The 13499-nt window shown below is 66.8% G+C and carries 12 protein-coding genes; 5 read left to right on the top strand and 7 right to left on the bottom strand.

Annotated elements, in window-relative coordinates:
- Positions 1-146: 146 nt before the first annotated feature.
- Genes ASE50_RS10855 through ASE50_RS10840 form a run of 4 tightly spaced genes read right to left on the bottom strand, consistent with a single transcriptional unit; the run spans position 147 to position 5681 of the window.
- Positions 147-1664, bottom strand: a complete 1518-nt coding sequence (locus tag ASE50_RS10855) for a Ppx/GppA family phosphatase (protein WP_082438969.1) — start codon at positions 1662-1664, stop codon at positions 147-149.
- Positions 1634-3808, bottom strand: a complete 2175-nt coding sequence (locus ASE50_RS10850; protein ID WP_056399918.1) for an RNA degradosome polyphosphate kinase — start codon at positions 3806-3808, stop codon at positions 1634-1636. The genes ASE50_RS10855 and ASE50_RS10850 overlap by 31 nt, the downstream gene beginning before the upstream one ends.
- Complete coding sequence (locus tag ASE50_RS10845; RefSeq protein ID WP_056399914.1) at positions 3805-4443, bottom strand: hypothetical protein; 639 nt, start codon at positions 4441-4443, stop codon at positions 3805-3807. Before ASE50_RS10845 ends, ASE50_RS10850 begins: the two co-directional genes overlap by 4 nt.
- Positions 4440-5681 carry a hypothetical protein gene (locus ASE50_RS10840; RefSeq protein WP_056399908.1) on the bottom strand — a complete coding sequence of 414 codons (1242 nt, stop codon included), beginning with the start codon at positions 5679-5681 and terminating at the stop codon, positions 4440-4442. The genes ASE50_RS10845 and ASE50_RS10840 overlap by 4 nt, the downstream gene beginning before the upstream one ends.
- A gap of 59 nt (positions 5682-5740) precedes the next feature.
- Here ASE50_RS10840 and purM point away from each other — a divergent pair, with 59 nt between their 5' ends.
- From purM to ASE50_RS10820, 4 genes are all read left to right on the top strand, one after another.
- On the top strand, positions 5741-6847 hold the full coding sequence (purM, locus tag ASE50_RS10835) for a phosphoribosylformylglycinamidine cyclo-ligase (protein WP_056399905.1): 1107 nt from the start codon (positions 5741-5743) through the stop codon (positions 6845-6847).
- Between the two features lie 40 nt (positions 6848-6887).
- Entirely contained in the window at positions 6888-7409 is a 522-nt protein-coding gene (gene purN / locus ASE50_RS10830; RefSeq protein ID WP_056399902.1) for a phosphoribosylglycinamide formyltransferase, read from the top strand.
- Complete coding sequence (locus tag ASE50_RS10825) at positions 7406-7666, top strand: hypothetical protein (RefSeq protein WP_056399899.1); 261 nt, start codon at positions 7406-7408, stop codon at positions 7664-7666. The genes purN and ASE50_RS10825 overlap by 4 nt, the downstream gene beginning before the upstream one ends.
- A 62-nt stretch (positions 7667-7728) precedes the next feature.
- The gene (locus tag ASE50_RS10820; protein WP_156347376.1) at positions 7729-8265 is read left to right on the top strand and encodes a hypothetical protein; all 537 of its coding nucleotides are present in this window, start codon (positions 7729-7731) and stop codon (positions 8263-8265) included.
- 264 nt (positions 8266-8529) lie between these two features.
- Here the strand turns inward: ASE50_RS10820 and ndk are convergent, their stop codons facing one another.
- The 3 genes from ndk to ASE50_RS10805 form a co-directional block, all read right to left on the bottom strand.
- A complete protein-coding gene (gene ndk, locus ASE50_RS10815; protein WP_056399893.1) occupies positions 8530-8952 on the bottom strand; it encodes a nucleoside-diphosphate kinase in 423 nt (140 codons plus the stop codon).
- A 73-nt stretch (positions 8953-9025) separates the two neighbouring features.
- Positions 9026-9463 carry a DNA polymerase III subunit chi gene (locus ASE50_RS10810; RefSeq protein WP_056399940.1) on the bottom strand — a complete coding sequence of 146 codons (438 nt, stop codon included), beginning with the start codon at positions 9461-9463 and terminating at the stop codon, positions 9026-9028.
- Positions 9464-9572: 109 nt separating this feature from the next.
- The gene (locus ASE50_RS10805) at positions 9573-11042 is read right to left on the bottom strand and encodes a leucyl aminopeptidase (RefSeq protein WP_056399938.1); all 1470 of its coding nucleotides are present in this window, start codon (positions 11040-11042) and stop codon (positions 9573-9575) included.
- Between the two features lie 172 nt (positions 11043-11214).
- On the opposite strand from ASE50_RS10805, the gene ASE50_RS10800 reads away from it, so the two are divergent.
- The gene (locus tag ASE50_RS10800) at positions 11215-13449 is read left to right on the top strand and encodes an LPS assembly protein LptD (protein ID WP_156347378.1); all 2235 of its coding nucleotides are present in this window, start codon (positions 11215-11217) and stop codon (positions 13447-13449) included.
- Positions 13450-13499: the final 50 nt, after the last annotated feature.

Raw genomic sequence — 13499 nt, 5'->3', positions numbered from 1 at the left:
GACGCGTCGGCACGCTTCTCGATGCCTTCTCCGCCGCAGAATGCCGCAACTACCTCGTTAACGCAGGATATGGGTCAGCTTGATGTCATCGGACTCTAGAAAGAGCGGCCGGACGGTCACAAATCGGGGGCGTGTAGGAAAGCGCTTCAGGTCGTGACCAGCGCGGCCTCCATGCCGAGTGCGGTCGCCAGCGCTTTGTGCCGCTTCTGTACGGCTTCCCCGTAGAGCGCGGTGTCGCGGGCGGGCACGACCAGTTCGACCTGACCCCGACCGCGGCGCAGGTCGGTGCGCTGGAGTGGCGCGGCGACACCGCCGCTGAGACGTTGACCGAGACGCATGGCGAGGCCCCAGCGATGGGCGGCGGACAGCGCCGCGGCCGGGGCAAGCCGGGGCAGCGGGTCGGGCGCGGCATCACCGCCGCCGCCGAGGCAGCTGTACAGCGCCTGCGCAACGATCGCGCGGCCGGCGGCGTCGATCGCGACCCAATTGCCGTGCAAGGCAATTTCTACACCGCGTTCGGCGCGGAATTCGGGATTCGCATGCCAGCCCACATCGGCGAGCAGGCAGGCGGCATGGCGCAGCCGGACCATCGCCGGATCGTCCTGCGGAAACAGCGGCGCGATCCATTTGTGCAGCAGGTCGCCATGTTCGGCGAAGCGGCCCTGCCGGGCACCCTCGTCATGCGCGGCGATCAGCAACGGGTCCTGCGCGCGGACGTCGGCGGGCAAGGCGGCGTAGAGCAACCCCTCGCGCAAGCCATAGGCGGACACCATCGTCGTCGCCGATCCGAGATGCTTCGTCATCGCGGCAAGAACCGAGGTGGCATTGTCGAGCGTCGGCACACGCCCCCCCGACAGGTTCGGCACCGCCTTCAGATCGGTACGAGGAACTTCGGCAAGAATCTTCCGCAACACATTGATACGGGCTAATGAAATCGAATAGCCGTGCGCGATCGGCAGCGGATAGCCGGTATGATGCATGTCGAGCCGGGCGAGCGCGCGCCAGGACCCGCCGACCATGTAGAAGGGCAACCCCTGCCCCCGCCCGGTCCACCCGGCGTCGCGCACCATCCGCTGCACCGTGCGATCGAGTTCGCCCGCGCGACGTTCGCGGATCGCGCCGATGCGCAACACGCCCAGCGGAAACGACACCCGGTCGCCGAGCTTGCCGCCCTTCACCCGAACCAGTTCGAGACTGCCGCCGCCAAGGTCGCCGACGATGCCGTCGGCATCGGGGATCGCGGACAATACGCCGTGACCGGCGGCCTGCGCCTCTTCCTCGCCCGACAGGGTCTCGACGGTCAGACCGTATCGTTCAGCCAGCGCGATCAGGTCGGGGCCGTTGCTGGCGTCGCGGACGGCAGCAGTCGCGACGGTGCGGACGACATCGACCTGCATCTCGCGGGCCAGCCATGCGAAGCGGGCGAGTGCCGCCCCGGCGACGCGAAACGCATCGGCGTCGATCGTCCCCGTTTCGGCGAGCGACCGGCCGAGACCGGCCAGCACCTTTTCATTGAACAGCGTTGCCGGAATGCGGTCCGGCCCGCCATAGACGACCAGGCGGATCGAGTTCGACCCGATGTCGATGATCGCACTGTGCGCGATGGTGGCGGGGCGGCTCCACGGCAATCGGATCACGTCGTTCCTTCCCGGGCCGCCCGCCATGCACGCAGCGACAGTTTTTGCGGTACGGTGGCAGCACCGCTCTCGATCGCCGCGCCGCGCCCGGACAGCGACGGATTGGTCATGAAATAACGGTGCAAATTGAACGGCTTGTCGCCCTTCGCCATCCGGCGATAGCTGCCATCGGGGCCAAGGTCCCAGCTCTGTTCGGTATCGAGCAGATTGGCGACCATGACCTGATCGAGAACCTGATCGTGGACGGTCGGGTTGGTGATCGGCAGCAGATATTCGACGCGGCGGTCGAAGTTGCGCGGCATCCAGTCGGCGGACGACACATAGATCAGCGCGTCGTCGTTCGGCAGCGCCTGCCCATTGCCGAAGCAATAGATGCGACTGTGTTCAAGGAACCGGCCAACGACCGATTTGACGCGGATGTTGTCCGACATGCCCGGCACGCCTGGCCGCAGGCAGCAGATGCCGCGGACGATCAGGTCGATCTGCACGCCTGCCGCCGATGCCTCGTACAGCTTGTCGATCAGTGCCGGGTCGACCAGCGAGTTCATCTTCAGCCAGATCGAACCGTCGCCACCGGCGCGGGCGGTCTGTATCTCGCCCTCGATCAGCGCCTCCAGCCGGTCGCGAAGGTCGCGTGGGGAAATGGCAAGCTGTTGCAGCGCCTGCGGTTCGACATAGCCGGTGATGTAGTTGAACACCTGCGCCGCATCGCGCCCGATCACCGGATCGGCGGTGAAGAAGCTGAGGTCGGTGTAGATGCGCGCGGTGATCGGATGATAATTGCCGGTGCCGAAGTGGCAATAGGTGCGATAGCCCTGTTCCTCGCGCCGGACGACCATCGAGATCTTGGCGTGGGTCTTCCACTCGATGAAGCCATAGACGACCTGCACGCCGGCGCGTTCGAGGACCGAGGCGAGGTTGAGATTCTGTTCCTCGTCGAACCGGGCCTTGAGTTCGACGACGGCGGTCACCGACTTGCCGGCCTCGGCGGCGGCGACCAACGCCGCGACGACGGCGGATTGCTTGCCCGCGCGGTACAGCGTCTGCTTGATCGCGACGACATCGGGGTCCGCGGCGGCTTGCTTGAGGAAGGCGAGTACCACGTCGAAGGTTTCATACGGGTGGTGGACGACGATGTCTTTCGCGCGGATCGCCGCGAAACAATCGCCGCCATATTCGCGGATGCGTTCGGGGAAGCGCGGGCTGAACGGCGGAAATTTCAGGTCGGGCCGATCTTCGGCGACCAGCATCGCGAGGTCGCCGATGCCAAGGAACCCGCCGGTTTCGGTGATGAGCGCATCGCTGCCGCCCATTTCGTCCCGCAGCAGCTGGACCAGTTCGTCGGAAATACCGGATTCGATTTCCAACCGGATGATCCGGCCGCGACGACGGCGTTTGATCGCGGTGCGGAAATAGAGGACCAGATCCTCGGCCTCTTCCTCGAGTTCGATATCGCTGTCGCGGATGACGCGGAAGGCGGCGGATGCGCGCACCGTGTAACCGGGGAAGAACAGGCCCGAGAAATGGCGCAGCACGGTTTCGATCGCGACATAGCGCGCGGTCTTGCCCGGCAGGCGGACGAAGCGTGGCATCGCCGGGGGCAGCAGCACGACCTCGCGCACCTCGACATCGTCCGACCGGCGGATCAGGTCGAACAGCATCGCCGAACCGAGGTTCGGGATGAACGGGAACGGGTGTGCCGGATCGAGCGCCTGCGGGGTCAGCACCGGAAACACCTGTTCCCGGAAATAGCGGGCGAGCCATTCCTCGGTCTCGCCATGGATTTCGTCGGCACCGAGCACGAGGATGTCGGCATCGGCCAATCGTGCGGCGATATCGCGCCAGATGCGCTGCTGGCTGTCGACCAGCCCGGCGGCGTCGACGGTGATCGCCGCCAGTTGCTGCGACGGGGTCAGGCCGTCGACCGATTCGTGGCCGACCTCCTGCATCTGCTGCCCTTTCAGACCCGCAACGCGGACCATGAAGAATTCATCGATATTGGTCGCCGAAATCGACAGGAAGCGCAGCCGTTCGAGCAGCGGGTGATCGGGATTGCACGCTTCGTCCAGCACGCGGCGGTTGAACGCCAGCCACGACAGTTCGCGGTTGAAATAGCGGGCCTCGGGCGCGGCGGCGACGGTGGTGCGGGCGGAGGGGACGGGATCGTTCACAGCAGTCGGTCCAGCAGCAGCGGGTTACCGGTCAGCGCGACGCGCGCGGCGGGAACGGTCAGACGGCGCGTCGAGCGCAACATGGCATCTTCCTCCAAAGCCTCGACGATGCGAAGCACCGCAAGGTGGCTTCGTTCGACGCGGCGGGCAAGCCAGCGCACCAGATCGGGCGCGGCGACGAGTTCCTTCCTGTCGAAGAGATATTGCAGCAGTGTTTCGATCAGCACATCGTCGGGTGCTTCGAGCCGCAGTACCGGCGTCGCATTGATCCGCGAGCGCAGGTCGGGCAGGCCGATCCGCCAGATCGGCGGCGCGGCGTCGGCGACGATCAGCAGCGGGCGCGCCTCGCCCTGCGCCCGGTTCCATGCGTGGAACAGATCGGCCTCGCTCCATCGGTCGGCATCGTCGGCGATCGTGCCGCCGCTCTTGGCTGCGAACAGTCGCGCCAGCAGCGTGCGTCCCGATTTGCGCGGGCCGACCAGCAGTGCGGCATGGACCGGCCAGGTCGCGAAATGGTCGAGATGATGGACGGCGGCTTCGTTCGACGGCCCGACGAGGAACAGGTCCTGCCGGGCACCGGCGGGCAGTTCCAACGGCAGGGTAAGCTGAACCGTACCGCGAGACAGCGTCGTCATCCCTGCGGCGCACTCGGCAGAGTGGGCGCGGTGGCGGCGGCGCGACGACGGATGCGCAGCGCGCCCTCGCCCTGCTGGACCTGCCAGCCACGCGATTCGAGCGCGGCGGTGAGGATGGCGACATCGCCGTCGAAGGTCACGCGCAGCACCGATACGCCGCCAAGCGCGAGGCTGGAGGTTGCTGCCGAGCGGACGCCGGGGACCGAACGCAGCGCGGCTTCGGTCGATTCGACGGCGGCGACGGTCGGGGTATCGGCCTGGATCGACAGGGTGACGCTCTCGCCGGTCGGCAGCGGCGTCGGACCGATGCCGGGGTCGGTGATCGTCGGATCTAGGATATCCACTTCGTCAGGGACGATGGCGCTGCCCGGCGGGGGTGCCGCTAGCACCAGATCGGGGCGCAGCATCCCACTGCGCAGACCCTGTTGATACAGCGCGTCGAGCCGGCGGACGCCCTCGTCCAGCAAGGCCGGCACTGCATCCCCCTGATTGACGCGCAGCGAGAAGCTGCCGAGCAGGCGGTTGTCGGGGCCATAGCCGGCGGTGAAGGTGCCGATCACCGGGCCGCCCGGCCATTGGCGATAGAGGCGCACCTGTGGGATCAGCACGTCGGACGCGCCATATTGGTTGAGCACGGTGCGCCACCAGCCACGACCGCGCCGCGTGACCTGTCCGGCGTTGAGCAGCAGGCCGTCGGCACCGGTCCCGCTGGGGCGGACATAGTCCATGACGCTGCCCCCGGTGCGGAAGCGCGCCCATGCCGCCTGCCACGGCGTCGCCCGTTCGAACACCGTGCCGGTGCCGCCGTCCCACATCAGCGGCACGACCAGCATCGCCGGGCTGCGCTCCGACACGCCGGCGATGCCGAGGATCGATGCAGCGCGGCCGCGATTGAACAGCACGCCCAGCCGGGCGATGTAGCGGTTCGGGCCGATCTGTTCGCTTTCGACGACGATGCTGGTGACGAGCGAGTCGAGCGTACCGTCGGGCAGCGAGCGCGCCTGTCCGGTCAGCCGCTGCGACAGCATGTGCCAGCCCTTGCGCTGTGCCAGTCGCCAGCCGGCGGTGCGTGAGGCCTCTGCCGAGGTGCCGGCGACGTCGACGCGGACGCCGTTCACCTCGAAACTGCCCGATCCGTCGACCGCCGCGACGCCGCCCTGCTGCGCCACGACCGCGCCGGTCGCGACCACGCCCAATGCGAGGGCGGCAAGGATGCGGCGGGGCTGAACCAAAGTCATGCGCGCCTTTTGACGAAGCAGGCGTGGAAATCCAAGCGCGATGTGGCTAACCGGGCGTCATGAGCAACGAAGCGGACCGCGGCGGCGGCTATACCTACGCACAGGCAGGCGTCTCGATCGCGGCGGGCAATGCCCTGGTGCGCGCCATCGGGCCGCTGGCGAAGTCGACGCGGCGGCCGGGGGCCGATGCCGAACTGGGCGGCTTCGGCGGGGTGTTCGACCCCAAGGCAGCCGGGTTCAAGGACCCGCTGCTGGTCGCGGCCAATGACGGCGTCGGGACCAAGCTGAAGCTGGCGATCGAACACGACGCGCATGACGGGGTCGGCATCGATCTGGTCGCGATGTGCGCCAACGACCTGATCGTACAGGGTGCCGAGCCGCTGTTCTTCCTCGACTATTATGCGTCGGGCAAGCTGGTCGCCGATACTGCCGAGCGTGTCGTCGCGTCGATCGCCGAGGGGTGCCGGCAGGCGGGTTGTGCGCTGATCGGTGGCGAGACCGCCGAGATGCCGGGCATGTATGCCGATGGCGATTACGATCTGGCCGGCTTCTGCGTCGGTGCGGTCGAGCGGGAGCAGTTGCTGACCGGGGACAAGGTCGCAGTCGGTGACGTGATCCTTGGCCTCGCATCGTCGGGGGTGCATTCGAACGGATTTTCGTTGGTCCGGCGGCTGGCGGCGGACAAGGGGTGGAAGCTCGACCGCCCTGCCCTGTTCGATCAGGATGTGCTGCTGATCGACGCGCTGATGGCGCCGACCAGGATTTACGTGAAGTCGCTGCTGCCGCTGCTGCGCGCGGGGCGCATCCATGGACTGGCGCATATTACCGGCGGCGGGTTGCTGGAAAATATTCCGCGCGTCCTGCCCGATGGCGCGCACGCGACGGTCGATGCCGATGCGTGGGAACAGTCGCGGCTGATGGCGTTCCTGCAAGCGCAGGGCAATATCGAGCCGGGCGAGATGGCGCGGACGTTCAATTGCGGGATTGGCATGGCGGTGCTGGTGTCGGCCGAGGACGCCGATGCGGTTGCGGACGCGCTGGTCGAAGCCGGTGAGACGGTCGTACGGATCGGCACCGTCGATGCGGGCGAGAAGGGCTGCACCGTCAAGGGGAGCGGCGGCACATGGAGCGCGCGGAGCGAGTGGAGCGCGACGCATCTTGGCTAGACACCGTGTCGGCGTCCTGATTTCGGGGCGGGGATCGAATATGGCGGCGCTGATCGCGGCGGTACGCGCGGCGGACTGTCCGTACGAGGTCGTGCTGGTGGCGTCGGACAAACCCGATGCCGCCGGCCTGACCCATGCCGCCGAACAGGGTATCGCAACCTTCGCCCAGTCGCCGCGCGGCATTCCCAAGGCGGAGTATGAAGCCGCGATCGACGGCGCACTGCGGGCGGCGGGGGTCGAGACCATCGCGCTGGCGGGCTATATGCGGCTGTTGTCGGGCGCGTTCGTTGCGGCGTGGCGCGACCGGATCGTCAATATCCATCCGTCGTTGCTGCCCGCGTACAAGGGGCTCGACACCCATGCACGTGCGATCGCGGCCGGCGAGACACACGCGGGATGTTCGGTCCATGTCGTGACCGAAGAGCTGGATGCCGGGAGCGTATTGGCGCAGGCGCGCGTTCCCATCCTGCCCGACGATACGCCCGATACCCTTGCGGCGCGGGTGCTGGTGGAGGAACACCGCCTCTACCCATCAACCTTGGCGGAGTTTGTGACGCGATGACCGAGATGCTCGACCGTATCCGTGAAGCCGTGAAGGTGTTGCCCGCCACCGACGAGCGCGACGCGGGTGAGGCGACGGTCTTCTCGGTCGAAGGCAATGATTTCGTGCGGATCGTGGGCGACAGCACGACCGTGCGCGGCGACGATGGCTGGACGGAGATCGACGCCGATAGCGATCCAGTCGCGGTCGAGGATGCCGTTGCCCATGCGTGGGAACTGGCAGCACCGCGTGGATTGCTGGAAGCGGGCGGGCGGTGAGCGACGCCGAAGAAGCGCGAGCCGAACGGAGGCGCTGGATCACGCTTGCCGAGGGTGTAGCAGTGGCTGGCGTGGTCATCGGCGGACTGACGCTGTGGAACAATGTATCGGAGCGCCGCTCGGCCGAGGCGGAGCGGACAGCCGAACGGGCGTCGTCGGTGAAGGCGCGGGCTGCCCTCGCCCTGACTGCGACACCGGAGAATGACGGCGAACGACTTGCCCTGAGCGCGGCAGACCGACGGATCGAGAGGATAGAGGTGCGCTTTCCGCCGGCGCTGAAGGTGGCACCGAAGTCGGCGGTCGGCGACGTGGCGATTGCGGCAGACTGGGTGCGCGCGCCGCTGCTGGCAATCACCGACGGCGGCACCGACGCGCTGGAGGGCCGGTTGCCCGTCGCGGTAACGGCGGTCTGGTGGGACGGCGATACGCAGCACCGTTCGAGTGCGATCTATGACCTGGTGTTCGCCACGCACGGACGGGTAGTTGGTGGCCGGTCGCTGAAGCTGGTAGCCCTCGCACGGTTGGAAGGCGCTACCGCGGGGGTTGGCCGGCGGCTGGATACGCTGTGGGCGCAGGAATTGGGGCGGTTGGCGGTTTAGGCTGTTCAGCCCCTTTATTCCTCCACTCCCGTTCGCTTCGAGCCTGCCGAGAACCGTAGTCGAGAAGGCGGTGCCCCAAGCAAGCCGTTCTCGACGGACGCTTCTCGACAAGCTCGAAGCTGCTCGAACCGAACGGGATGGGAGAATGGGGCGGTTTTGTCCCCATCCGTTCGTGCTGGGCAGGTATTGCAGCCGCGCCTTGGCGACAAAAAAAGGCCCGCCTCCTCATCGGAAGCGGGCCTTTCCCGTTAATCAGCCGATCAATCAGCCGACGATCTCTTCGGGCTTGAAGAAGAAGTCGATTTCGATCTTCGCATTCTCTTCGGAATCCGACCCATGGACCGAATTGGCTTCGATCGATTCGGCCAGTTCCTTGCGGATCGTGCCGGCGTCGGCGTTCGCCGGGTTGGTCGCGCCCATGATGTCGCGGTTCTTCTGGACGGCGTCTTCGCCTTCGAGAACCTGCACGACGACCGGACCCGAAATCATGAACGACACCAGGTCGTTGAAGAACGGACGCTCGCGGTGCACGCCGTAAAAGCCTTCGGCCTGTTCACGGGTCATCTGGATGCGCTTCGAAGCGACGACGCGCAGGCCGGCTTCCTCCAGCATCTTGGTGACGGCACCGGTCAGATTGCGGCGGGTCGCATCGGGCTTGATGATCGAAAAGGTACGGGTGGCGGCCATGGTGGTCGCAGCTCCTGCGTTGCTGGTTGGAAGTTGACGGTCCCCTAGTCGGGCACCGCGCGGCAGGCAAGCGTTACGCCGCCTGCTCCCAACCATTGTCGCCTTGCCGCCAGTACCGGCGTTCGACGCCATCGCGCTCGGCCAGGGCTTTCCACGCGCTGCGGGCAGAAGCGATATGGTCCTCGCCGAAGAAGTGAAACGCGCGGTCGAAGGTCAGCGCCGCGTCGCGCCATTGCCCGTCGACGATCGCGATGTTGCGCGCGGCGTTGGCGGGGGTGACATCGGCGGCGATCAGGACCGCTTGCCGGCTGTCGTCCCCTGCCCCGGCCTGCGCGTGCGGCAGGAAGCTGTCGGGCGCGTAGGTCCATAGCAGCATGTCGAGATCGCGGCGCTGGTCGGCATCGTCGGACACCAGCAGCAGCCGCTCGCCGTCGCCGTGCAGCCGCGCGGCGATGCGCGGGAGCACGCGGTCGAGCGGGCTGCGGGTCAGGTGGTAGAAGTCGACTTTCATGTCCGCGTCCACGCGTCGTTCCCGCGCAGGCGGGAACCCATATCCGCTGACGGTTACGATAGAGCCGCAACCTCAGCGTGTATGGATTCCCGCCTGCGCGGGAATGACGTTACTGTTCGAAATGATCCGTCACGAACCGGTCGAGCAGGCGCACGCCGAAGCCGGTCGCACCCTTGTCGTGGTGGTTGCCGGGCTTGTCCGCCCATACCATCCCGGCGATATCGAGATGCGCCCAGCGCACGCCGTCGTCGATATACCGCTTCAGGAACTGCGCGGCGGTGATCGACCCGGCACCGCGCGGCCCGATATTCTTCATGTCGGCGATCGGGCTGTCGATCAGCTTGTCATAGGCAGGCGACAGCGGGAAGCGCCACAACAGGTCGCCCGATTCGCGCGATGCGGCCAGCAGCTGGTCGGCCAGCGAATCGTCGTTGGCGAACATGCCGCCATGTTCGCTGCCGAGCGAGACGATCATCGCGCCGGTCAGCGTCGCGAGATCGACGATCGTCTTTGGCGAATGCGTCTTCTGGACCCAGGTCAGCACGTCGCACAGGACGAGGCGTCCTTCGGCATCGGTGTTGAGCACCTCGATCGTCTGACCCGACATGCTGGTGATGACGTCGCCGGGGCGCATCGCCTTGCCATCGGGCATGTTCTCGACCAGCCCGACGACGCCGACGACATTGGCCTTCGCCTTACGCGTGGCGAGCACCTTCATCGTGCCGGCGACGGCGCCCGCGCCGCCCATATCCCACTTCATGTCCTCCATGCCGGGTCCGGGCTTGAGCGAGATACCGCCGGTATCGAAGGTCACGCCCTTGCCGACCAGCGCGAGGTCGACATCGCCCTCACCCTTCCCGTTCCAGCGCATCGCCAGCAGGCGCGCTTCCTTTTCCGAGCCGAGGCTGACACCGAGCAGCGCGCCCATGCCGAGTTCGGCCATCTGCCGTTCGTCGAGGATAGTCAGTTCGATGCCCAGTTCGGCCAGTTCGCGGCATTTTTCGACGAAGCTGACCGGGTAGAGGATATTCGGCGGATCGGTGACCAGCGCGCGGGTCAGGTCCATTCCCTGCGTGATCGCATCGGCGGCGACGAACGCATCGTCGATCCCCTCGGGCGCGTTGGCGATGGTGATCGTCGTCAGCGTCGGCTTCGACTTTTCGGGTTGCCTGGTGCGATAGCCGTCCTGCCGCCAGCCGCGCTGGGCAGCCGTCGCCGCGAAGCGCGCGACCGATGCCGCCGATGCGTCGGTACCGGCGAAATCGACGGTCAGGTCGGTCAGCCCCGACAGCAGGAACCGCCCGGTCAGCGCGCCGCCCGCCTTTTCCAACGCCGCGCCGTCACCGGCACCGATGCCGAGCAGGATGACGCGGTTGGCGCTGTCGCCTTCGCCGGGGACGAAGATTTCGGCCATCGAACCGGCTTCCCCCTCGAACCGGCCGGCATGGGCGGCACCGGCGACCAAGGTAGCGGTCGAATCGTCCAGCCCGGCCGCGGCGATCCGGTCGAACCCTCCCGTAGCGACGGGCAGGACGAGGGCGGCGGCGGTTCCCCGGTCGGGGGCGAACTGGATCGAGATCGACATGCACTTCCTTCTACGCTGGCGCATCGGCGCTGATCGCTTCTAGGCCGCGGGGCGTGGGCAGGTAAAGCGGGTGGACGGCGATTGCGGTTCCGGCTGCACGATGCGATAGGCACGGGCGACAGGCTCGCCATGGGGCGGCGACGGTGCTGGGGAAGCGGGACTAGTGGTGCGTTCGATCGGGTCACTTGCCCTTGGGTTGACGTTGGCGTTCGGCGGGCCGGCCTTTGCGCAGGACCTGCAGGATCGCGCCGCGCCGCCGCCCGCGCCCGAACGGGCGCTGCCGACCCCGCCGACCAGCGACCAGATCGATTTCTCGTCGGACCTGCTGGAATATGACAGCAACGCCGATATCGTCACCGCCAGCGGAGAGGTTCGCCTGCTGCGCGACGGCAACCGGCTGCGTGCCGACCGCGTGACGTGGAACCGCAAGTCCGGCCAGGTCGTGGCGGACGGCAATATCGCGGTGACCAACCCGCAGGGCGACATCGCCTATGGCGACCGGATCGAACTGACCGACACGCTGAAGGACGGTGTGGTCGACAATATGCTGGTCGTGCTCGACGAAGGCGGGCGGATCGCGGCGAAACGCGGCACCCGGTCCGAGAACGGCGTCGTGACGGTCGAGAGTGCGGCCTACACCCCGTGTTCGGTGACCAATTCGGCGGGCTGTCCGAAGGAACCGTCGTGGAAGATCACCGCGATCCGGGTCCGCTACGATCCGGAGCGCAAGCGCATCCGATATACCGGCGCGGGGCTGACGATCTTCGGCCTGCCGACCATCCCGCTGCCGTCCTTTTCGCATTCGATCGGCGAGGGCAGTGATTCGGGGCTGCTGGCACCGTCGATCCGGCTCGACCGGGTCAACGGGGTCGAGGTCGCGGTCCCCTATTATTTCAACCTCGCGCCCAATCGCGACCTGACGATCACGCCGCACGTCTACACCGCGGTCCTGCCGATGGTGCAGGGCGAGTATCGCGCGCTGACGACGAACGGCGCGTATCGGGTGCAGGGCTATGCCACGGTCAGCCGGCGGAGCGACGATCTGGTCCTCGGCATCGTGCCGACCGGCAGCGAACAGTCGTTTCGCGGCTATCTCGACGCGGTCGGGCGGTTCCAGCTCGATCCGAACTGGGCGGTGTCGGGATCGCTGCGCTATACCACCGACCAGACGTTCCTGCGCCGCTACGACATATCGCGCGACGATCGCCTGCGCAACAACGTGACGGTCGAGCGGATCGATCGCGATTCGATGCTGACGATCAGCGGTTGGGCGGTGCAGACGCTGCGGGTCGGCGACGATCAGGGGATGCAGCCGGTCGCATTGCCCGAACTCGATTACCGCCGCCGGTTCAACGGCCTGCTGGGCGGGGTCGCGCAGGTGCAGCTCAACACGCTGGCGATCGGCCGCAGCGAAGGGCAGGATACGCAGCGCGCCTTTGCCGCCGCGCGCTGGGACCTGACGCGCTACACGCCGCTGGGGCAGGAAGTGACGTTTACCGCCTATGCGCGCGGCGACGTGTATAATGCGCATGATACGATCGATACCGCGGTGCTGAGCTATCGCGGCGACGAGGGCTTCACCCCGCGTGGTATCGCGGCGGCGGCGATCGATATTCGCTGGCCGGTCGTCGGGCCGCTCGGGTCGGGTACGCAGCGGATCAGCCCGCGCGTGCAGCTGGTGGCTTCGCCGAAGATCGCGAATCTGGCGGTCCCGAACGAGGATGCCCGCGCCGTCGACCTCGAGGATTCGAACCTGTTCGCGCTGAATCGTTTTGCCGGATATGACCGGTTCGAGGATTCGTCGCGCATCACCTACGGCCTCGATTATGCGCTCGATCTGCCCGGCGTGACGGTGGCGGCGACGGTCGGGCAGAGCTACCGGGCGAGCGAGCGTGCCAGCATCCTGCCGAGCGGCACCGGGCTGGACGATCGCTGGTCCGATATCGTCGGGCGGACCGATATCCGGTTCCGCGAGCTGGTCAGCTTCACCCATCGCTACCGGCTCGACAAGGACGGGTTGAAGATTCGCCGCAACGAACTGGACGCGACGGTCGGCAGCCGCCGGACGTATCTGCAGGTCGGCTATCTCCGGCTCAATCGCGATATCGACGAACTCGAAGATTTGCAGGACCGCGAAGAAATCCGCTTTGCGGGTCGCGTCGCGTACGGCCCATTCTGGTCGGCGTTCGGATCGGCGACGGTCGACCTGACCGACAAATCGGAGGATTCGCTATCGCTGTCCGATGGTTATGATCCGATCCGCCACCGGCTGGGCGTCCAGTATGAGGACGATTGTCTGCGACTGGGGCTGACGTGGAAGCGCGATTACCAGCGGATCGGCGACGCGCGCAGCGGTAGCAGCTATCTGGTAACGCTGGCATTGAAGAACCTTGGGCGATAAGGCCCTGTTCAGGCGCGGCGGGTCATGAATTTGCCCGAATGGTGCGGCAC

The sequence above is a fragment of the Sphingomonas sp. Leaf5 genome (assembly GCF_001421155.1).
In the GTDB taxonomy this organism is placed as follows: domain Bacteria; phylum Pseudomonadota; class Alphaproteobacteria; order Sphingomonadales; family Sphingomonadaceae; genus Sphingomonas.
Note: the sequence above shows the minus strand (reverse complement) of the source record. Positions and strands in the feature narration are given on the sequence as shown.